Source organism: Roseivirga sp. YIW32 (assembly GCF_057219245.1).
The window spans coordinates 1,018,859-1,036,507 of record NZ_JBXVVG010000002.1; the positions used below are offsets into that span (position 1 = coordinate 1,018,859).

22 protein-coding genes are annotated in these 17,649 nt (G+C 44.7%); 9 read left to right on the top strand and 13 right to left on the bottom strand.

Translation table 11 applies throughout. The features are described 5' to 3' along the window. Positions 1-21: 21 nt before the first annotated feature. The 4 genes from pruA (at position 22) to AC2D6U_RS13290 (ending at position 3,306) form a co-directional block, all read left to right on the top strand. A complete protein-coding gene (gene pruA / locus AC2D6U_RS13275; protein WP_484721472.1) occupies positions 22-1,650 on the top strand; it encodes an L-glutamate gamma-semialdehyde dehydrogenase in 1,629 nt (542 codons plus the stop codon). A gap of 153 nt (positions 1,651-1,803) precedes the next feature. After that, complete coding sequence (locus tag AC2D6U_RS13280) at positions 1,804-2,286, top strand: hypothetical protein (protein WP_484721473.1); 483 nt, start codon at positions 1,804-1,806, stop codon at positions 2,284-2,286. Next, a complete protein-coding gene (locus AC2D6U_RS13285) occupies positions 2,279-2,722 on the top strand; it encodes a PaaI family thioesterase (protein ID WP_484721474.1) in 444 nt (147 codons plus the stop codon). Before AC2D6U_RS13280 ends, AC2D6U_RS13285 begins: the two co-directional genes overlap by 8 nt. Positions 2,723-2,829: 107 nt before the next feature. Next, the gene (locus AC2D6U_RS13290; protein WP_484721475.1) at positions 2,830-3,306 is read left to right on the top strand and encodes a hypothetical protein; all 477 of its coding nucleotides are present in this window, start codon (positions 2,830-2,832) and stop codon (positions 3,304-3,306) included. A gap of 59 nt (positions 3,307-3,365) precedes the next feature. On the opposite strand, the gene AC2D6U_RS13295 is transcribed toward AC2D6U_RS13290, so the two are convergent. From AC2D6U_RS13295 to lepB, 4 genes are all read right to left on the bottom strand, one after another. Continuing rightward, entirely contained in the window at positions 3,366-4,370 is a 1,005-nt protein-coding gene (locus tag AC2D6U_RS13295) for a DUF4407 domain-containing protein (RefSeq protein WP_484721476.1), read from the bottom strand. A gap of 144 nt (positions 4,371-4,514) precedes the next feature. Then, the gene (locus AC2D6U_RS13300; RefSeq protein ID WP_484721477.1) at positions 4,515-5,891 is read right to left on the bottom strand and encodes a M28 family peptidase; all 1,377 of its coding nucleotides are present in this window, start codon (positions 5,889-5,891) and stop codon (positions 4,515-4,517) included. A gap of 145 nt (positions 5,892-6,036) precedes the next feature. Beyond that, the gene (locus tag AC2D6U_RS13305) at positions 6,037-6,459 is read right to left on the bottom strand and encodes a hypothetical protein (RefSeq protein ID WP_484721478.1); all 423 of its coding nucleotides are present in this window, start codon (positions 6,457-6,459) and stop codon (positions 6,037-6,039) included. After that, positions 6,459-7,619, bottom strand: coding sequence for a signal peptidase I (lepB, locus tag AC2D6U_RS13310; protein WP_484721479.1), 1,161 nt, complete (start codon positions 7,617-7,619; stop codon positions 6,459-6,461). Before lepB ends, AC2D6U_RS13305 begins: the two co-directional genes overlap by 1 nt. A gap of 164 nt (positions 7,620-7,783) precedes the next feature. Between lepB and AC2D6U_RS13315 the strand changes: the two genes are divergently transcribed. The 4 genes from AC2D6U_RS13315 (at position 7,784) to AC2D6U_RS13330 (ending at position 10,649) form a co-directional block, all read left to right on the top strand. Then, positions 7,784-8,419 (top strand): ABC transporter ATP-binding protein, encoded by a 636-nt coding sequence (locus tag AC2D6U_RS13315; RefSeq protein ID WP_484721480.1) that lies wholly within the window; start codon positions 7,784-7,786, stop codon positions 8,417-8,419. After that, entirely contained in the window at positions 8,416-9,654 is a 1,239-nt protein-coding gene (locus AC2D6U_RS13320; RefSeq protein ID WP_484721481.1) for an ABC transporter permease, read from the top strand. The genes AC2D6U_RS13315 and AC2D6U_RS13320 overlap by 4 nt, the downstream gene beginning before the upstream one ends. Beyond that, positions 9,647-10,126 (top strand): hypothetical protein, encoded by a 480-nt coding sequence (locus tag AC2D6U_RS13325; protein ID WP_484721482.1) that lies wholly within the window; start codon positions 9,647-9,649, stop codon positions 10,124-10,126. The genes AC2D6U_RS13320 and AC2D6U_RS13325 overlap by 8 nt, the downstream gene beginning before the upstream one ends. Positions 10,127-10,244: 118 nt before the next feature. Next, complete coding sequence (locus AC2D6U_RS13330) at positions 10,245-10,649, top strand: hypothetical protein (protein ID WP_484721483.1); 405 nt, start codon at positions 10,245-10,247, stop codon at positions 10,647-10,649. Positions 10,650-10,665: 16 nt separating this feature from the next. Here the strand turns inward: AC2D6U_RS13330 and AC2D6U_RS13335 are convergent, their stop codons facing one another. The 7 genes from AC2D6U_RS13335 to AC2D6U_RS13365 all read right to left on the bottom strand — a co-directional run bounded on the left by AC2D6U_RS13335 (position 10,666) and on the right by AC2D6U_RS13365 (position 15,153). Beyond that, entirely contained in the window at positions 10,666-11,151 is a 486-nt protein-coding gene (locus tag AC2D6U_RS13335) for a c-type cytochrome (protein ID WP_484721484.1), read from the bottom strand. Then, entirely contained in the window at positions 11,144-11,800 is a 657-nt protein-coding gene (locus AC2D6U_RS13340) for an SCO family protein (RefSeq protein ID WP_484721485.1), read from the bottom strand. The genes AC2D6U_RS13335 and AC2D6U_RS13340 overlap by 8 nt, the downstream gene beginning before the upstream one ends. Position 11,801: 1 nt before the next feature. After that, complete coding sequence (locus tag AC2D6U_RS13345; RefSeq protein ID WP_484721486.1) at positions 11,802-12,344, bottom strand: CopD family protein; 543 nt, start codon at positions 12,342-12,344, stop codon at positions 11,802-11,804. 68 nt (positions 12,345-12,412) lie between these two features. After that, complete coding sequence (locus AC2D6U_RS13350) at positions 12,413-13,234, bottom strand: MOSC domain-containing protein (RefSeq protein WP_484721487.1); 822 nt, start codon at positions 13,232-13,234, stop codon at positions 12,413-12,415. Beyond that, positions 13,231-14,064: a hypothetical protein gene (locus tag AC2D6U_RS13355; protein ID WP_484721488.1), complete on the bottom strand. Its 834-nt coding sequence runs from the start codon at positions 14,062-14,064 to the stop codon at positions 13,231-13,233. The genes AC2D6U_RS13350 and AC2D6U_RS13355 overlap by 4 nt, the downstream gene beginning before the upstream one ends. 11 nt (positions 14,065-14,075) lie before the next feature. Next, entirely contained in the window at positions 14,076-14,666 is a 591-nt protein-coding gene (locus AC2D6U_RS13360) for a TIGR04282 family arsenosugar biosynthesis glycosyltransferase (RefSeq protein ID WP_484721489.1), read from the bottom strand. 1 nt (position 14,667) lies between these two features. Then, a complete protein-coding gene (locus tag AC2D6U_RS13365) occupies positions 14,668-15,153 on the bottom strand; it encodes a rhodanese-like domain-containing protein (RefSeq protein WP_484721490.1) in 486 nt (161 codons plus the stop codon). An 84-nt stretch (positions 15,154-15,237) separates the two neighbouring features. On the opposite strand from AC2D6U_RS13365, the gene meaB reads away from it, so the two are divergent. After that, entirely contained in the window at positions 15,238-16,227 is a 990-nt protein-coding gene (gene meaB / locus AC2D6U_RS13370; protein ID WP_484721491.1) for a methylmalonyl Co-A mutase-associated GTPase MeaB, read from the top strand. Positions 16,228-16,259: 32 nt separating this feature from the next. On the opposite strand, the gene AC2D6U_RS13375 is transcribed toward meaB, so the two are convergent. Both AC2D6U_RS13375 and AC2D6U_RS13380 read right to left on the bottom strand, forming a co-directional pair. Then, positions 16,260-16,616: a bleomycin resistance protein gene (locus AC2D6U_RS13375; RefSeq protein ID WP_484721492.1), complete on the bottom strand. Its 357-nt coding sequence runs from the start codon at positions 16,614-16,616 to the stop codon at positions 16,260-16,262. 210 nt (positions 16,617-16,826) lie between these two features. Then, positions 16,827-17,528, bottom strand: a complete 702-nt coding sequence (locus AC2D6U_RS13380; RefSeq protein ID WP_484721493.1) for a head GIN domain-containing protein — start codon at positions 17,526-17,528, stop codon at positions 16,827-16,829. Between the last annotated feature and the right edge of the window lie 121 nt (positions 17,529-17,649).

The window sequence follows — 17,649 nt, forward strand, 5'->3', positions numbered from 1 at the left end:
TAATCAATAAAAAAGTAAACTATGGCGACTGGATTCTTTAATGTACCAATAGCAGAGAATGAACCGATCAATTCGTATGCTCCGGGTACCCCTGAACGTGAAAGCCTGCAGGCGAAACTTGCAGAAATGCGTTCTCAAACAGTAGACGTTCCAATGTTCATTGGAGGAAAAGAGGTAAGAACTGATAATAAAGTTCCGATGTCTCCTCCACACGATCATCAACATATTCTAGGGCATTTCTCGCAAGGAGATGCTTCACATGTGGAGGCGGCAATTGATGCTGCAATGGCAGCAAAACCTGCCTGGGCGAACATGAGCTGGGAGAATCGTGCGGCCATCTTCTTGAAAGCGGCCGATCTCATTGCAGGCCCGTACCGTGACAAACTGAACGCAGCGACCATGCTCGGGCAATCGAAGAATGCTTACCAAGCGGAGATCGACTCGGCTTGTGAGATCATCGATTTCTTGCGATTCAATGTGGAATACATGTCGGATATCTACAGACAGCAGCCGGAATCATCTCCAGGTGTATGGAATCGTGTAGAGCAAAGACCATTGGAGGGATTTGTTTTTGCCTTGACACCATTCAACTTCACCGCTATCGCCGGCAACTTGCCAACGGCTCCTGCCATGATGGGCAATACGGTGGTATGGAAACCAGCTTTTACACAAGTCTATTCCGCCAACGTCTTGATGGAAGTGTTCCGTGAAGCGGGCGTACCTGCTGGTGTGATCAACTTGGTCTTTGTGGATGGACCAACTACAGGTGACATTGTGTTCAAACACAAGGATTTTGGTGGTATCCACTTTACCGGTTCTACTGGTGTATTCCAACACATTTGGAAAACCATCGGAGAAAATATCTTCAACTATCGTTCTTATCCTAGAATTGTTGGAGAAACAGGAGGTAAGGATTTCATCATGGTGCATGAATCGGCGAAGCCAAAGGCTGTTGCTACGGCGATCACCCGTGGAGCCTTCGAATTCCAAGGGCAAAAGTGTTCGGCTGCTTCAAGAGCATACATTCCGTCGAACATGTGGAATGAAGTGAAAGACTATGTAGTCGAAGATTTGAAAACCTTCAAAATGGGAGGTACTGAAGACTTCTCCAACTTTATTACCGCAGTCATTGATGAAAAGTCATTCGATAAAATTGCCAAATACATTGACAATGCAAAGTCGAGTGATAAAGTAGAAGTGGTCGCCGGAGGTGGTTACGACAAATCGAAAGGTTACTTCATCGAACCTACGGTATTGTTGACAACGGATCCAAAATACACGACCATGTGTGAAGAGATCTTTGGTCCAGTAATCACTATTTACGTCTATGAGCCAAAAGATTATGATGCGACATTGAAGTTAGTCGATGAAACTTCTCCTTACGCCTTGACGGGTGCCATTTTCTCACAAGATCGTTATGCTTTAGAAGTAGCAGTAAAGGCTTTAGAACAATCTGCTGGTAATTTCTACATCAACGATAAGCCGACAGGTGCTGTTGTAGGCCAGCAGCCATTTGGTGGCGCAAGAGGTTCGGGCACAAATGACAAAGCGGGTTCTATGATCAACTTATTGCGTTGGGTATCTCCACGTTTGATTAAAGAGACCTTCGTTTCTCCGGAGGATTATAGGTATCCTTTCCTAGGCGAGTAGTCGTTTATGAACGCATGATGCTGGGAAAGGCCAAACAAATTCCAGCCGAAATAAAGAGATCCGGTGCTCATGTAAGTGCCGGATTTTTTATTGCTATGCTACCTCTTTCGAAAGGAGGCTAGGGCTGCTAAGTGACTTTTTATATCTTAGGCTATGCAAAATGAAATTGAGTCGGCAAGCACTTTTTTTAATGAAGAACTGCCCAAAGCACTAGCTCGCTTGACCGCTGAAGCAACCCCCGCCTGGGGTTTAATGACTCCTCAGCACATGGTTGAACACCTGATTGTCACGTATAAGATGTCTATTGGACGAATCAAGATTCCATTAGCAGTTCCGCCAGAAGATGCTGAAAAGAACAAAACCTATTTAGTCAAAGACGCACCCATGCGGAGAAATGTTGGTTCTCCAATCGGTAATAATGACCTGCAACCATTACGCTTCGAGAGTCTTAGCCAAGCCGTTGATAAACTGAAGGAGGAGGTGCTGAAGTTTGAGGAGTTTAGACAACAGAACCCTGAATTTCATGCTGTTCACCCCTATGGTGGGTCAATGAACATCAATGAGTGGTTGTTATTTCATCGTAAGCACGTTAAGCATCATTTGATTCAATTTGAATTGATCGCTGATTATGCCTGATGTGCTCCATTTTAGGAAGTTGGAGGCTTTGTTTGCCGCAGCCCCCATTAATCAAGCGCTGATAAAGGAAGCAAAAATTCGGGTGAAGGAAGGCTTTGCAGAATTGAGCTTGCCTATCCGACAAGAGTATTATCATGGAGCCATGAGTCTACATGGGGCCATCTACTTCAAACTATTAGACGATGCCGCCTATTTTGCTGCAGCCTCAATGGAAACGCAGTACTTTATGGTGACCAAGCGTTATCAGATTGACTTTAGGCGACCCGTAACGGGCGGTGTCTTAAAAGCAAGCGGTGAATTGGTTTCGGCCGGAGAATCAGATTGGCTAGCCAAGTCGGAGATCGTGAATGAAAACGGTCAGCTCGTGGCTTCCGGTCAAGGGGTGTTTGTGAAAAGTAGGCTCAAACTCAATGATCAGAAGGGCTATTCATCCTGAGTATAAGTTCTTCGTCAGAAGAATGCACCACTGAGCGGCCGAGTGTAACTTTTTTTCAAAGAAGGAGTCTTACTTACAAGTGAAACTCAAAACAAATTCAGGTCAACATGAAAGAATTAATCACCCTTTGCCTTATCCTGACCACCGCAGTGTCGGTAATGGCGCAACAAAAAGTAAAAGAGAAAGACATTATTGGAGAATGGGTTCTCGTCCTTGATATCGATCGGAAGGACATTGAAAAAGAAATAGAAGAAGAGGAAAACTGGCTAGCCCGGTCGTTCGCGAAAAGTGTTTCTAATTTTGCACTCGACATCGTAGAAAGCATCGACATTGAATTCGAATTCAGAAAAAATGGAGACCTTCGCATTGAGCTGGAGATTTTCGGGGAAAGAGAAGTAGAGTATGCCCAGTGGTACATCAACAGAGAGGGTGAATTGGTCATTGAAGGCGAAGATGAAGACCGCATCCAAATCGACGACATTGATGTCTTTATGATGGAGGATGGTAAATTGGTTGCCTACGAAAAAGGCAGAGGCGGTAAACGCCATGTTAAAGAAGAGATCTATTTAAAGAGAAAGCAGTAGGCCTTAAGGCCATAAAAATAGAGAGCTGCCATGAATAACATGGCGGCTCTTTTTATGCATTAGATCGAATACTGCTTGAGTCGTTCATGGGTCTGATAATCCATGGCGGCGAGTTGTTCTACATTGTGGTTTTTAAAGAAGTGCTCCCGTACGTCAAGCAATTCATCGTAAGGACCCCTTGGGGCAATCAACTTGACCATGATGGGGGCGCATTCGAGCATGATGAACAGACCAATAATGAAAAGATTAGCCATTGCCATTCCTTTGTTTCCTTTTCCCAGGACGCTAAGTGCTTCCAATTGAGCAGCGAATCCATCCCAAGGATTTCGTTTGATGGCTGTGACTTCGTTTTGTTGAGCTTTTCCTAAGGAGTCTAAGGCCTGTTGTTCACTTGTGATTAGCGGTAGGAGGCGTTCTTCGAGTTGATCCAATTCTTGTTGTGCTCTATTTGCGTCATCTTTTTTCAATTGGTAGATAGGTCCGGCATTTCGTTGCCTGCTGCCCCCGGTGCCGTCGGCCTCTTTTCGGGCTTCCTCAAAGAGCAGATCGCGTTGCTGTGCTTTAGCCGACAATTCGGCTTTCCATTCGTCTAGGTTGTTTTGGCCACGGCTAAGCAAGGCCTGGTAGCGCAAATCAACTGCTGCAATCTCCTTTTGGTAAATTTGCTCCTCTAGTATGACCAATTTGCGATCGATCTCTTTTTTGAAAATGCGAAGTTCTAACGGTTTGGAAATGACGATCGCCAGCATAACGGCCAAGAGAATTCGAGGGGAGGCTTGTAGCAGCTCTAACCATTTCTTACCTGAGCGTTTACGAAGTGTTGCTACAATAAAGCGGTCTAAGTTGAAGATAATGGCGCCCCATAAGATGCCAAAACCAATTGACCACCAGGCGTTTTCGAATACGGTGTAAAAGGCGTATCCGCCGGAAAGGGCCGCCAATAGACCAGTGAAGAAAATCGCTGCACCAATACCGGTAAATTTAGAAGAGTCGGTAGGGCATCGCTTTAATAGGGATAGGTTGCTTCCGGAACAGAACCAGAAGAATTCTTTGAGTTGTTTCATGCGTTGAGAGTTGAGTTGACCTTTTGGGATTATACCCTTGCTCTCAAAAACGAGACTCTGATAGATATGTTGTATAAATCAGTACCTTTTTATGCACAGTACTCAAAATGGTTGTCTAAGGACTATAATTGAAGCATCATATTATTACAGGCCGTATTGATCGATGAGGTAAAGAAGAGAAGCCATGGCGGCGGCTCCCATTTCTAATTCCCTCTGATTGACGGCTTCAAAATTGTCAATCGGTGTGTGGTGGTATTTGAAGTAGCGTTGGCTATCCGGTATGTATCCGATCAGTGGTACATTTTGAGTGCGCAGTGGACTGATGTCGGCACCACCACCGCCTCTTTTGAATTGATAGATGCCAAAGGGTTCAAATAATTTCTTCCAACTGAAGAGCTTATTTTGTTGCTCAGGTGTGCCTGAAATGCCAAAACCGATAGGCAAGAAACCGCCTCGGTCAGATTCCATGGCAGCGATGTGTTTTTCGTTCAGCTGTTCGGCTATTTCAGCATACTTTCTTCCTCCACGTAAGCCATTTTCTTCATTCATGAACATGACGGCTCTTATCGTTCTTTTGGGTCGGTAGTTCAAGGCCTTGTACAACCGGAGGACCTCTATCGATTGCATGCACCCTGCGCCATCGTCGTGTGCGCCTTCGGATAAGTCCCACGAATCCAAATGACCACCAACGGCAATGATTTCATCGGGAAATTCTGAGCCCCTGATCTCACCCACCACATTGTACGAAAGTACATCCGGAAGGGTCTGAGCACTCGTTTCAAAATAGAATTGCAAACTCGGATCATCTTGGAGCAGATCACTCAATTGATCGGCGGCATTGGTGGTAATGGCAAGCGCCGGGATCTTGGGCACATTCAAGGCGTAGTTTGTACTACCGGTGTGCAGCACATCGTCTTTGAAAGAGCTCAAAGAACGAACGATCACTCCGATAGCCCCATATTTTGCTGCTTCTGAAGGACCGCTTCCACGCTGGCTGGATGCACCAGAATAGGCGCCGAAGGTATCGATGAGTTTAGGGTCCATTGGCCGATTAAAGAACACGATCTTTCCTTTAACACCTGCTTCACCTAAGGCTGCTAACTCTTGAAAGTCCTTTACTTCTACGACTTCAGCTACTGTACCTGACGGTCCTGTTCCTACAGCATTTCCCAAAGAGGTCACCTTCACTTCGAGGGAGCCTAATTTTTTTGAATTGACGATCCGACCGACTTCTCTCTCCCCTCTAACCCAATGCGGAACCATGACCGGTTGAAGGTATACCGTATCAAACCCTAGGGCCATCATTTGTTGCCGGGTCCATTCTACTGCTGCTGCGGCTTGCGGAGAACCTGCTAATCTTCCACCTATGTTCTTTGTCAGGTAGCGTAGCATCTCATAGCTCTGGCCTCTTTCGAGGGCTTCATCGAAAATTGCTCGCACCATTTGGGCATCAGCGTCAGTTTGTGCAGGCGTTGAGAAAGACATTAAGCAGGCGACAAGTATTAGCGCGATACGTTTCATTAGCAGTAGTTGAGATTCCAGAATTTTTTATTTGACCAAAATCTACGAATAAAAAATTTGGAATGGGGTGCCATCAATGAGGTACAAAACAGAATTTGAAGATATTGAATTGTCCCGTTGTGTTCAGAACAGCAAAGAGTCAGTATCAATCAACTACTTCAGCCTCACTCATTACATACATGAGTTGGGTCGGGTCATCTGCATTGAGTCTGAGTTTTCCCGTCACAGTGATTCGATCTTCAGTGAAGTCGTATTCCTCTTCTGTGAACACTTCTACCACAGTTTCTGGTCCTGCACCTCCACAAAAGAAACAATTCGCAAACGGCAAAGCGGATAGGACAAAGTAGTTCTCGCCTCTTAATTCGTCTAAAGGGATCATCCAGCCTTTAAGGGTGATCACTTGTCCATCTAGCGCTTTAACCTCTTCGCTAAATGTTGGGTAATCAATTTCGAAGTTCATCACTTCATCAAAACGTTTCTCGATGGTCACTTTTGACAAGGTCTTCCATGCATTGTCGTTTTGCCAGAGGCTAATGAATAGAAAGAGGGATGTCAACAACAGCTTCATTACTTGATCAGATCTAGTACTCTATTGAATCTAAGTTTTTCAAAGAAGCCAGCATTTGGATTAGTGCGATCAATTGACCAGAAAATGAACAGGGGCTTACCCACAATATGGTCGTACGGGACAAAACCCCATGACCTAGAATCCAATGAATTGTGTCTGTTGTCTCCGATCATGAAATAATAGCCCTGTTTAAAGGTATATTCTGAGATAAGCTCTCCATCTATGGCGATTGTTCCGGCGTTGATCTCCACATTGTCATTGCCATCATATTCTTTAATGGCTTCTCCATAGAGCTTAACGTTTTCTGGCGTAAGCGGGATGGTCATCCCTTTCTCAGGCATGACTATCGGTCCGAAATTGTCACGGGTCCAACCTAGTTCGGCATTCATGAGCACATCATCTATTTCACCCGGCTCATGAATAACTTCAGTAACACTTTGGATAAAGGCTAATTTCTCCAAGGCTTTAGCTTTTTCTGCCGTGGTGTTCATGTAAAAACCACGTTTCCCTTTGTAGGAGTAAACGGCGTTGGCATTGGTGGCGTAGGTATCATTCGGGTTCTCGTCGTAGTAGTCTGTGATGCCGATTTCTCGCATAAATCGTTGGTTAACTCCTCGGTCAGTTTCGACAAAGTAGCCGGTCAAGGCATTTGGAGCATCTTCTACCAATTTCCCGTTGACATAGATCTTTTTATCAATGATCTGTAGGGTGTCTCCCGGAGTGCTTAAGCATCGTTTGACATAAAAGGTCTTCATGTCGACCGGAAAACCATTTTTATAGTCCGGTGGCCAATTGAATACAACAGGCTCTCCAACTCGTGGTTTACGAATCCCCGGAAAACGGAAAGTCGGCAGTTGAATAGCATCTGAATAGGAAGGTATACCTGTGCCCCAGAAGTCTTGATGAGCCAGAGGAAACTGGATCAAGGTTCTAGGTGAACGAGGACCAAAATGCACTTTACTGACGAAAAGGTGGTCGCCGATGAGCATAGAATTTTCCATTGAACCTGTTGGAATGGCATAAGCTTCTATAAAAAGTCCACGGATGATGGTCACAGCGATCAGTGCGAAAAGAATATCATCGAATAACTCTCTGAAGAAGCCTTTTTTCTTTTTCGGTTCTGATTGATTTTTCTTTTTAAACTTGAGAAAGTCTAGCATGGTCCTTTTCGAAATAAGGCGTAAAGGTATTATTTTTTGCAAGATTAATGATGCCTAATGCATCATTCATTTTGCATTTACGTGTGATGTCTACAGAAGGTTAGTGGTTCAATACACCAGTGGTTTTATTTATTGCTACGCCTTCGCTTACTTCGTCTTTGAAAATGATCAAGTTAGAACAGCTCAGTTTTGGGTATTCCAATCATAAGATCTTATCCATTCCACAATTGGAGGTGCGAGATGATGAGCATTTGATGATCTTGGGAAAATCAGGAAGTGGTAAAACGACGCTTCTGCATATTTTGGGAGGTCTATTGGCGCCCAATGAGGGGAGGGTAGTGATCGGTCAATCGGAAATTTACACCCTTTCGTCTGCTCAGCGCGACAAGTACCGTGGACAAAACATCGGCTTGATCTTTCAAAAGCCTCACTTGATCACTGCCCTGACCGTACAAGACAATTTGCTTTTAGCCCAATACTTGGCTGGGGCTGCACAAGACAAAGGGCGTATTAAAGAGGTGCTGGAAGAACTAGACCTGAGTGCTCATCGATTAAAAAAGGTGAGGGCCTTGAGCCAAGGAGAACAGCAGCGGGTTACCATAGCCCGAGCCTTGATCAATCGACCCCGAGTCATTCTGGCGGATGAACCGACAGCGAGCTTAGATGATGACAATGCCCTTCGGGTGATCCGCATGCTTAAGGAAAAAGCGAAAGATTACCACGCGGCCTTGGTGATCGCCACACACGACCAACGAGTCAAAGATGAATTTGATGTTCAACTTAACCTGACAAGCACATGAACCTTTTTGTCTTAAGTTGGAATTACATCAAAGCCAAGCCACTCAATACGGCCTTGAATATCCTGTTAATGAGCCTAGGGATTGCCATCATTATGGTATTGATCTTGCTCAATGTGCAGTTGGAAGAGAATTTGGCCAAGAATAAGCGGGGTGTCGACTTGGTGGTTGGAGCCAAAGGAAGTCCACTCCAATTGATATTGGCAAACGTATATCACATTGACTTCCCAACGGGTAATATTAAGCTGGATGAAGCAAAAGCCTTGACACATAACCGTCTCATTAAGCAGGCCATTCCACTGGCCTTGGGTGACAATTACGAAGGATTTCGAATTGCCGGTACCAATCATGACTATGTGAAACTTTACGATGCGGAAATCGCGGAAGGTGCTTTGTGGAAGTACAACCTGGATTGTGTGATTGGCGCGAATGTGGCGAAAAAGCTAAAAATGAAGGTAGGAGACGCCTTCAACGGCTCGCATGGTATGTCAGTAGCAGATATGCCGCACGAAGAACAAAATTACCAAGTGGTGGGGATCCTTCAACCAAGCGGTTCTGCCCTCGATAATCTCATATTGACCAATGTAGAAAGTGTTTGGGCCGTACATGAACATGACGCGGAAGACGAAGAGCATACCCATGAAAAGGAACTAGGCTCAGCGTATGAAAGCGGCTTACCCATAGGTGATGCAGAGGCAGAGATCACGTCTATGCTTTTGCAGTTTAGGTCTCCTCTAGGCGCCGTTCAATTACCACGACTCATCAATAGCAACACCAACATGCAAGCCGCTTCACCAGCCTTTGAGACCCAGCGGCTATTCTCCCTTCTTGGCATTGGGGTAGACATGCTGATGGCCTTTGCTTACATCATCATCGGAATCTCGGGTTTGAGTATTTTCATTTCCTTGTATAATGCATTGAAGGACCGAAAGTATGACCTGGCCATTATGCGTTCACTCGGTGCTTCTCAGGGCAAGCTTTTCGTCCATGTGATCCTGGAGGGCATCATAATAACTGTAATGGGAGGCTTCATTGGATTATTGTTGGGGCATGCCTTGATGGAAGGACTTGCCGGACTCTATGAAAAGTCGGATGATATTGGGATATCTGGATTCATTTTTGTGAACCAAGAAATATATGTGCTGTTAATAGCAATAGGGGTAGGTATCGTTGCCTCCTTGATTCCGGCGATAAATGCATACAAAACGGACATTTCAAACGTATTGGCAGATGATTAGAAAAATAAAGACCATCGGATATTTTTTAGGCTTCTTCGTATTGACTTTTGCCACAACTGCGCAAGAGGTTAAAATGAAAGGAGCACAGCTTTGGAAAACCTTAGCAGATGTCAAATACGAGATTCAGCAAGATGAGTATGGAGATTTGTATGTGCCCGTGTTCAGCGAAGAGGTAAAGAAAGTGGAAGGTCAGCTTGTTGAGGTGGAAGGCTTTATTATTCCTTTTGAAGGAATGTTCAAACCAGAACAACTCATCCTGTCTTCTCTACCCATCAGTGAGTGTTTCTTCTGTGGAAGTGGTGGTCCGGAAACAGTGATGGAGATCACCATGAAGGAAGGTGAAAAGATGAAATACAAGACCAAAAGGGTGAAGATTCGTGGAAAGCTTGTGTTGAACGCCAAAAACCCAGATAAGCTCATGTACATGTTGGTTGAGGGAGAAGATTTGGGCTTGGCAGACGGTGCGTATTAGTTTGGTGATCTTAGACTTGTGTCTTGAGACAGCAAAATTTGTCCATCCTTCCACATTCTTGTAACTGAAATTACACTCCGTTTCTTTTCCTATTGTAGATTTGCCTCAACTTATGATTATGAAAAAAGTATTCCCTTTACTTCTCTTAATTTTTGTTGCCGTGTCTTGCGGTGGTTATGATACCCAAAGCAAGGTCGACGAGGTGCTGAGCATTCATGATGAGGTCATGCCAAAGATGGGCGAGGTCATGAACCTGAAACGACAGGTTTTGGCAGAAGCTCAAAAGGTAACGGATAGTGCTGAGGTAACTGATTTGCGCACATTAGCGAAGGAGTTGGATGATGCCAATAGCAGCATGATGGTATGGATGCGCGAATGGTCAAAGAATTCACAACCCCATGTGAAAGAGGAAACCACCATCGAGGAACGAGAGGCTTTCTTCCAAGAAGAGATGGAAAAGGTTCTGATGGTCAAAGAAAACATCAATAACTCGATTGCAGCTGCTAAAAAGAAGCTCCAGTAGTTATTTTCCGAGGAATCTAGTTCTCTTCTGCTTCCAGTGAGGATTGGATTTTTTGGACGGACAACACGTCGGACTGGTTTCCCCAGGCATTCCCGATATAGGTCAATAGCATTTGAATCTCTTGGTTGGTCAAATTGGGATTGGCCGGCATCGGCTGATTGTATGCTTTTCCATTGACTTCAATAGGGCCTTTTTGACCATATTTAATGATCCTTGCGGCTCTTTCTAGATCATTTAATAAATAATCTGCCTTGGCCAAAGGCGGAATCAATTGCCCCAAACCATTACCATCTTGCATGTGGCAATTTTGGCAATAGCGCTCGTAAAGCTGGCGGCCATTGGTATACAGCTGAAGTTCCTTTTGATCAAGCCGTTCAAGCGTTTGCTCGTTTACAGATTTTTCTCCCCCACAACTAAAAAGTACGAGTGTGAGTGCCAGTGTCAGCAAGAGTACTTGCCTAAGACCGTGCAACTGGAAGCGTATGGCTTGAGACTTATTCATATTCCGCCAAAAGTTTAGGGATATCGGCCATGAGCTCATCAACATCGAATGCTTTCGTGCCGTCATAAATGCCTCGAATCCGGCGTTCCTTATCGACCAATAGGAAGGCACCACTATGGATGAACCCGCCCGGTGCATCGCTGTCTTCTCCTACCGGCACCATGTAGCCTTCTTCGCTACCAATGCGGTAAATAGCATCTTTATCCCCCGTAACAAAATGCCAGGTCTGGTTGTCAGGAACGCCAATGTTCATGGAATAATTCTTCAAATAAGCCACAGTGTCATGTTCCGGATCAATGGTGTGCGATAGTATGGCGAAGGCTGGATTGTCTTTGAACTCCTCATACACCCGCAGCATCTGTTGTTTCATGACCGGGCAAATGGTGGGACATGTGCCGAAAAAGAAATCAGCAACATAGATCTTGTTTTCAAATGTCTTTTCTGTGACGATCATGCTGTCTTGATCAACAAATGAAAATTCAGGAATAGTGTGATAAATAGTGTCGATCTGCCCATTCACCTCCTTATATTCTTTTCTGCCCAGAACAGGAAGCTTACTTTCTCCAGAGCTACCACAGCTGAGTAAAATTGAGGCTGATATTGAGAAGATCAGCACAAGCTTTATCGTGTTTGAAAATGCTTTTGACATACTATTTGGATTTACGTTCTCTCACTTTCTTATACCATTTGATGGCAATCATCAGTCCCACTGTTACTCCAACAAAACCTAGCGTTCCTTTGATCCAATCCAACTGATTTTTTAATGCGATCAAAAAAACGACGGCGATCAAAATCAGCGTCGCCACCTCATTGATCACTCTCAACTGAGTAGAAGTGAATTTAGCAACCCCATTTTGCAACTGGCTGTAGATGCGCTGACAATAGAAGTGGTATACATAGAGCAGCAAGACAAACGTCAGTTTGATGTGCATGTAAGGAAGTTTCAGCATGGTGGGGTACTGCCAAATCATCGTTGTGCCTAGAATCAAGGTGATGATCGCAGAGGGCCAGGTAATAATGGTCCATAATCTTTTGGCCATCAGGGCTAACTGGGTTGAAAGAATTGATCTTTCCGGCTCGTTTTTACCCAATGCCTCTGTTTGATAAATGAATAAACGCACAATGTAAAAGAGCCCTGCAAACCAAGTGACAATGAAGATGATGTGTAAGGCTTTGATGTAGGGGTCGGCCATATGGCAAAGTTAGGGATGAATGTTAAGTGTTGAATGATGAATGTCTAAAATTCAAAGGAGTGTCATGGTCAAATCGAAGGTTCTTTCTTTTTTATCACCTGGATCTCATCACCAACGTGAACACTGCCTTCCTCTTTGGGTATAAAATTCTCACCAAAAAGAATCTTGTGTCCAACTTTCCGGTAAGTAGACAGCGTTTTTAGGGGTTCTTTTCCCACTGTGCCAGTTTTTGGGTCAATGGTGGTCATCACACAACGGGCACAGGGCTTCACTCCATAAAGGGTCTGCTTTGCTGTTCTGATCTCTCTCCAACTGTCTTCTTCATGGGCTTCAATTCCTGAGACGATGATATTGGCTCGGAACCGATTGACCCCTAATGGATCGTCTAATTTTGAATTCAATAGCTCCATCGAGGCTTTGCTGATGATCAGGATGGGATAGCCATCGGCAAAACTCACTTTGTCTTGTTCAGTGATCGCATACCGCGGGTCGGCCGGCCGTACACTTGCTTCGTGCATGTACATCAGGCGTACCGGCATTTGCAGAAAAGTGGAGAACCAATCATCTGCAATGGAAGTTACTGGTCGAGCGGGCACCGTATCATCCCAGATGGTCACTTCCTCAGCAGTGGTTTCTGGTTCGCCCAAGGCAAATTCTAGAGGAGGGAGTTGACCACTTCGATCGGTGATGGTCATGTACACTTTACCCAAATGAGGTTGTAAAAGTGCCAATCGCGCATGTTCTCTTTGGCTGACAAAACGATTAGTCTGATCGACCAGCACCCAACGGCGGTCATAAGCCAACCCTCTTGAGGTTACCTCCGATCTTTCTAGATCTATTCCACCTAAGGACTTGATCGGGTATATATGTAAAGACTCAATGTTGATCATCTCCAGTATTTATAACGACTGACGGAACGTAACTTCATCTGGTAGCCATACCAAGTGTTCTGCTCTTGCATAAGGTTCGGGTATTCCTTGTCGAACGTATAGCTGTTCTCCTTGTTTTCACCAAAGGTAACGCTGACCCTCCATACACTGTCTTCTTCTGTCACTAGGTAGTTGGCCTTGGTAACTTCAGGGCGGAAGGTTTTGGTATTGATCTGGCTATTGACAGTGGCTTTTTCAAAACGCAGTCCATCTTCAAAACTTAGCGCTCTTAGCACATAAGGTAATTGATCTTCCCACCAAAAATCGTTGCCCTCTAGTTCCATGTAGCCGTCACCATAACCATCAAAGTAGCTATTGTAGTCGTAAGCATAACCGGATGGGGTTAGTTCGAATTGCTTGAAGGTATTTCCACACCATTCTTGACCGGTATGGGTCATTTTGTGGAGTTGCTCGGGTTGCTCTCTTTTGTAGAAGAGTGAGGTGAGGTAGTGATATGGATAATTGGGAGTTGGGATATCCGCAAATCGATTCACTTTGATCACAGAGAAAAGATCATGTCGGTCGTAGTCGTCCGTTTTCACATTAAAACTCGTATTGAATTCTTCCTTCACGGTGATCATTGGGTTTTCAAACGTTCTCGGCGAGCCATAGATCACCATTTGAGCATCATAAATAGCGACTTCGGCTTGCCCATCTTCCCATAGTTTATCCATTGCCCAATTTTGATCAATGAAAGGAGAGGGCGTATAGGTTACCTCTTCTTCTTGTTGTTGTGGCGTACAGGATTGGACAACTCCGATTATAATTATACCAAAGAGTATATTTTTCATTTTTCCATTATTTATTTTGCCCAATCCCCCAGGTCTGCCTCTACATCTACATCACTTATGGTTGGCAGCAGGGCGTAGGTTAAGCCGAGCTCTTTTATCGTTTCGACGGTGTCTTTAAACACGGTTGACGTACTCCATTGTTTATCGGTGAAAAGAGCGGGTTCAAGAGCCTTCATTCCCAACAGGTAATAGCCGCCGTCAACAGAAGGTCCAATGGTGAAATCATTGGTGGTTAACTGATCGAACGCTTGTTCAATGTGCGATGTCTTGAGATCCCAACAATCGCTACCGATAATGCACGCTTTTTCATAGCCTTGGGCAAAAGCATGTTGAAACGCTGTACTCATCTTTGCCCCAAGATGATCTTGCACCTGAAGGTATTTATCGAATCGTTCATTTTCCCAAAGGTCATCGCGATCGATATAATCGTTGTAATAGACTTGCAGATCTACAGCAAGCGGCGTCACCACCTCACGGGTTTTGTGCAGCAGCATGTCATAGATCCTTAGGGCTTTTTCTTTACCGATGGTTTTCGCCAACCTTGTTTTGGCTTTTCCCAGTTCAGGATTTTTTACAAAAATGATCAAAGTCGATGTAGACATATCAGTATACGGCAGTTCCTTTTCTTAAGAAGGGTGCGAGTGTTGAAGAGTAGGTATGTAGACTGTCCGTTCGGTTTCCATCGGTCCTCACCAAGGGATAGCCTTGGTTTTTCCAATGGAGAAGTCCTCCTTTTAGCTCATAAATATGCGTAAAGCCCAGATTTACCAGGACTTTGGCCAAACTATTGCTCCGAACGCTCGCTGTGCAATAAACTAAGATCGGATCATTAGGGTTCAGCTTTTCAATGATTTCAGGGGAATATCGCTTGGCTTGGTCCATGTGGCTTACCTGATATTCTTCTTCACTTCTCACGTCAATTATTACTGGTTCTTCTATCTCGATCAAGGAGATCGCGTCTTCTGCGTTCAGACGCTCTACGCCCTTTTGCGACCAAAAGGTGTAGACCCCGCGTTCATAGACCAAGAAGCTAAGCAGCATGGTCAATAAAATAGCAGAAATGGTAATGAGTAGAACTCGACGTTTCACTAAGGCAAATTAATGAATGTAGCTCAAGATGTTAGACTGCCTTAGAAATACCGATGAAAATCTGTTTATTTTGGGCTATTGAATATGCGCAAGAAACGCTTAACGACCGAAGCCTACATTTCGGGCATTCTCCAAGGAGATCGGCTGACGCTCAGCCGTGCAATCACTTTGATCGAAAGTCGGAACCCTGCCGATCTCCAGCAGGCAGAGGAAGTGCTTCAAGGCGTTTTGCCGCAAACAGGAAATGCTGTCCGCATTGGCATTACCGGTGTACCTGGGGTTGGAAAAAGCACTTTTATTGAGGCGTTTGGATCTCATTTGACTTCCCAAGACAAGAAGATCGCTGTATTGACCATTGACCCGAGTAGCCAAAAGACCAAAGGCAGTATACTTGGGGACAAGACTCGAATGGAAAGTTTGGCTCGAGATCCAAAGGCCTTTATACGTCCTACTGCATCAGGATCTACCTTGGGTGGAGTAAGCAACAAGACACGGGAAGTCATGCTATTATGCGAAGCGGCAGGATTCGATTTGATCTTGATCGAGACTGTTGGTGTCGGACAGTCTGAAACTTTAGTGCATGGCATGGTAGATTTCTTCTTGCTATTGATGTTATCTGGAGCGGGTGATGAGTTGCAAGGCATTAAAAAGGGCATCATGGAAATGGCCCATGCGGTGGTGATCAACAAGGCGGACGGAGACAACGTCAAAGCAGCCAAACGGGCCAAAGCAGAGTATCAAAATGCCTTGCATTTATTTCCGGTTGATCCTTCTGGTTGGATTCCTCAAGTCAAACTTTGCTCTTCTTTACACAATGAAGGTGTTGTTGAAATATGGACGATGATCCAAGAACATGCAGAGAAAATGGCGCTGAATGGGTTTCTGGAAAAAAACCGTCAAGAGCAACAACTGAACTGGTTCAAGGAGAATTTACAGGAACTTCTGGCCAATGCCTTTTATGCTGATGACAATGTCCAACATGACTTACCAACCATTAGGCAAAAAGTAGCCAATGGGGAGCTACCCGCTTTGAATGCTGCCCATCTTTTGATCGAGAAGTTTTTCAAATCCTAAGCTTTTAGGAGCGCAGAGTGCTCAGGACATGTTTACAGCTTTTCTCCAAAGGTTAATAGGTTGCTGTCCGGGTCGAGCAAGGCGAATTCTTTCTGTCCCCAAGGTTTCACCGATAAGTGGCCGTTTGGGTGAATGGCCGTTTTGTTCTCAAGTAGTGTCTGATAGTAGGCGTCGATCGCATCCACTCGAATATAAACCTGTCCATAGTTTTCTTTAGGATCGAGGGCTCTGAACTCAAAGAAGTGAATCTCAATTTGATCTTTTGCCAACATCAAATAGCCATCGTAGTCCATCTTCCCAAGCTGCTCAAAGCCAAGTTGATCGATGTAATACGAGCGAGTGATCGCTTTATTCCGCATAGGGAGTTTTGGATGGATATGGGTGAGCATAGGGAGAGAAGTTGAATGAATAATTTGTTAAACTTGTCGCAAAGGAAAGGTAAACCTATTTGCCCACTAAGAATAAAGTAATCCCGACCTTTAGTAGCAATTGCTGCTTCAAAGCCGGGATCGGTCATGGTAGGTTGGGGCCATTGGCTTTTAGCTCTTGGCCAGTGGCTGTCAGTCTAATGTCTATCTAATACGGTCTAAATACTTGTACTACTGGCCTTTCTTAACTGAAGAGGCACCAGAAGTACTCGAGTTAACAGTAGGGTTACCTCTGTACCGAACATCCGAAGCTCCTGAAGCTCGCACATCCAGTTCATCTGATACCGTCACCCGCGCTGAACCCGCACCACTCAATCGGATATCAGCGTACTCGCTTTCCAAGTCGTAGGCAGCATAAGAGGTAGCGCCAGACGAACGCATCGACTGATTTTTTGCACTTCCTTTCATTTTGATCTCGCTGGCGCCGGAGGCCTCGATCTCTAAGTCTTCAACTTCTACCTCGATCTGTGCTACGCTTGCACCTGACATATTGACTTTTAATCGATCTCCCTTCAGAGGGTCGAATGTGGTGAATTTCACAGCACCGCTGAGGCTAATGAAATCCAAAGACTTTACCGTGATGTACAAACGAGGAGAGTTCTTCATTCTTCGCGTTTCGCGCGAGTCTCTGATGCGAATGGATAATCGGCCATTTCGCACTTCTGATTCGATCTCATCGATATAGCGCTCCTCTGCTTCTATTTCCAAGGATTCTGTATTGCCAACACTGAGTTCAACCACAAAAGCACTGGAGATGCTCAGTTCGTGAAAATTGGAGACAGTTCTTGTTTCTCGAACTTGGCCAACGAGGGTCTGCGCGCAGAAGGCTAAGAGTATGATCAGGCCTAAACGGGAATACATTAATTTCTTCATTTCCTATTATTTGCTTTAAAGATGTCCAAAGAAAAAGAAGGTTGCATCTGGAATAAACAATTATCTCGAAAGCTTCTGAAACTAATTTTGATTAATTTCCATTCTAGAAGACCAGCACTTG

What these genes read in the sequence shown, in the direction of transcription:
- pruA (WP_484721472.1), top strand. Translation starts at nt 22, where the DNA reads ATGGCGACTGGATTCTTTAATGTACCAATAGCAGAGAATGAACCGATC.
- AC2D6U_RS13280 (WP_484721473.1), top strand. Translation starts at nt 1,804, where the DNA reads ATGCAAAATGAAATTGAGTCGGCAAGCACTTTTTTTAATGAAGAACTG.
- AC2D6U_RS13285 (WP_484721474.1), top strand. Translation starts at nt 2,279, where the DNA reads ATGCCTGATGTGCTCCATTTTAGGAAGTTGGAGGCTTTGTTTGCCGCA.
- AC2D6U_RS13290 (WP_484721475.1), top strand. Translation starts at nt 2,830, where the DNA reads ATGAAAGAATTAATCACCCTTTGCCTTATCCTGACCACCGCAGTGTCG.
- AC2D6U_RS13295 (WP_484721476.1), bottom strand. Translation starts at nt 4,370, where the DNA reads ATGAAACAACTCAAAGAATTCTTCTGGTTCTGTTCCGGAAGCAACCTA.
- AC2D6U_RS13300 (WP_484721477.1), bottom strand. Translation starts at nt 5,891, where the DNA reads ATGAAACGTATCGCGCTAATACTTGTCGCCTGCTTAATGTCTTTCTCA.
- AC2D6U_RS13305 (WP_484721478.1), bottom strand. Translation starts at nt 6,459, where the DNA reads ATGAAGCTGTTGTTGACATCCCTCTTTCTATTCATTAGCCTCTGGCAA.
- lepB (WP_484721479.1), bottom strand. Translation starts at nt 7,619, where the DNA reads ATGCTAGACTTTCTCAAGTTTAAAAAGAAAAATCAATCAGAACCGAAA.
- AC2D6U_RS13315 (WP_484721480.1), top strand. Translation starts at nt 7,784, where the DNA reads ATGATCAAGTTAGAACAGCTCAGTTTTGGGTATTCCAATCATAAGATC.
- AC2D6U_RS13320 (WP_484721481.1), top strand. Translation starts at nt 8,416, where the DNA reads ATGAACCTTTTTGTCTTAAGTTGGAATTACATCAAAGCCAAGCCACTC.
- AC2D6U_RS13325 (WP_484721482.1), top strand. Translation starts at nt 9,647, where the DNA reads ATGATTAGAAAAATAAAGACCATCGGATATTTTTTAGGCTTCTTCGTA.
- AC2D6U_RS13330 (WP_484721483.1), top strand. Translation starts at nt 10,245, where the DNA reads ATGAAAAAAGTATTCCCTTTACTTCTCTTAATTTTTGTTGCCGTGTCT.
- AC2D6U_RS13335 (WP_484721484.1), bottom strand. Translation starts at nt 11,151, where the DNA reads ATGAATAAGTCTCAAGCCATACGCTTCCAGTTGCACGGTCTTAGGCAA.
- AC2D6U_RS13340 (WP_484721485.1), bottom strand. Translation starts at nt 11,800, where the DNA reads ATGTCAAAAGCATTTTCAAACACGATAAAGCTTGTGCTGATCTTCTCA.
- AC2D6U_RS13345 (WP_484721486.1), bottom strand. Translation starts at nt 12,344, where the DNA reads ATGGCCGACCCCTACATCAAAGCCTTACACATCATCTTCATTGTCACT.
- AC2D6U_RS13350 (WP_484721487.1), bottom strand. Translation starts at nt 13,234, where the DNA reads ATGATCAACATTGAGTCTTTACATATATACCCGATCAAGTCCTTAGGT.
- AC2D6U_RS13355 (WP_484721488.1), bottom strand. Translation starts at nt 14,064, where the DNA reads ATGAAAAATATACTCTTTGGTATAATTATAATCGGAGTTGTCCAATCC.
- AC2D6U_RS13360 (WP_484721489.1), bottom strand. Translation starts at nt 14,666, where the DNA reads ATGTCTACATCGACTTTGATCATTTTTGTAAAAAATCCTGAACTGGGA.
- meaB (WP_484721491.1), top strand. Translation starts at nt 15,238, where the DNA reads ATGCGCAAGAAACGCTTAACGACCGAAGCCTACATTTCGGGCATTCTC.
- AC2D6U_RS13375 (WP_484721492.1), bottom strand. Translation starts at nt 16,616, where the DNA reads ATGCTCACCCATATCCATCCAAAACTCCCTATGCGGAATAAAGCGATC.
- AC2D6U_RS13380 (WP_484721493.1), bottom strand. Translation starts at nt 17,528, where the DNA reads ATGAAGAAATTAATGTATTCCCGTTTAGGCCTGATCATACTCTTAGCC.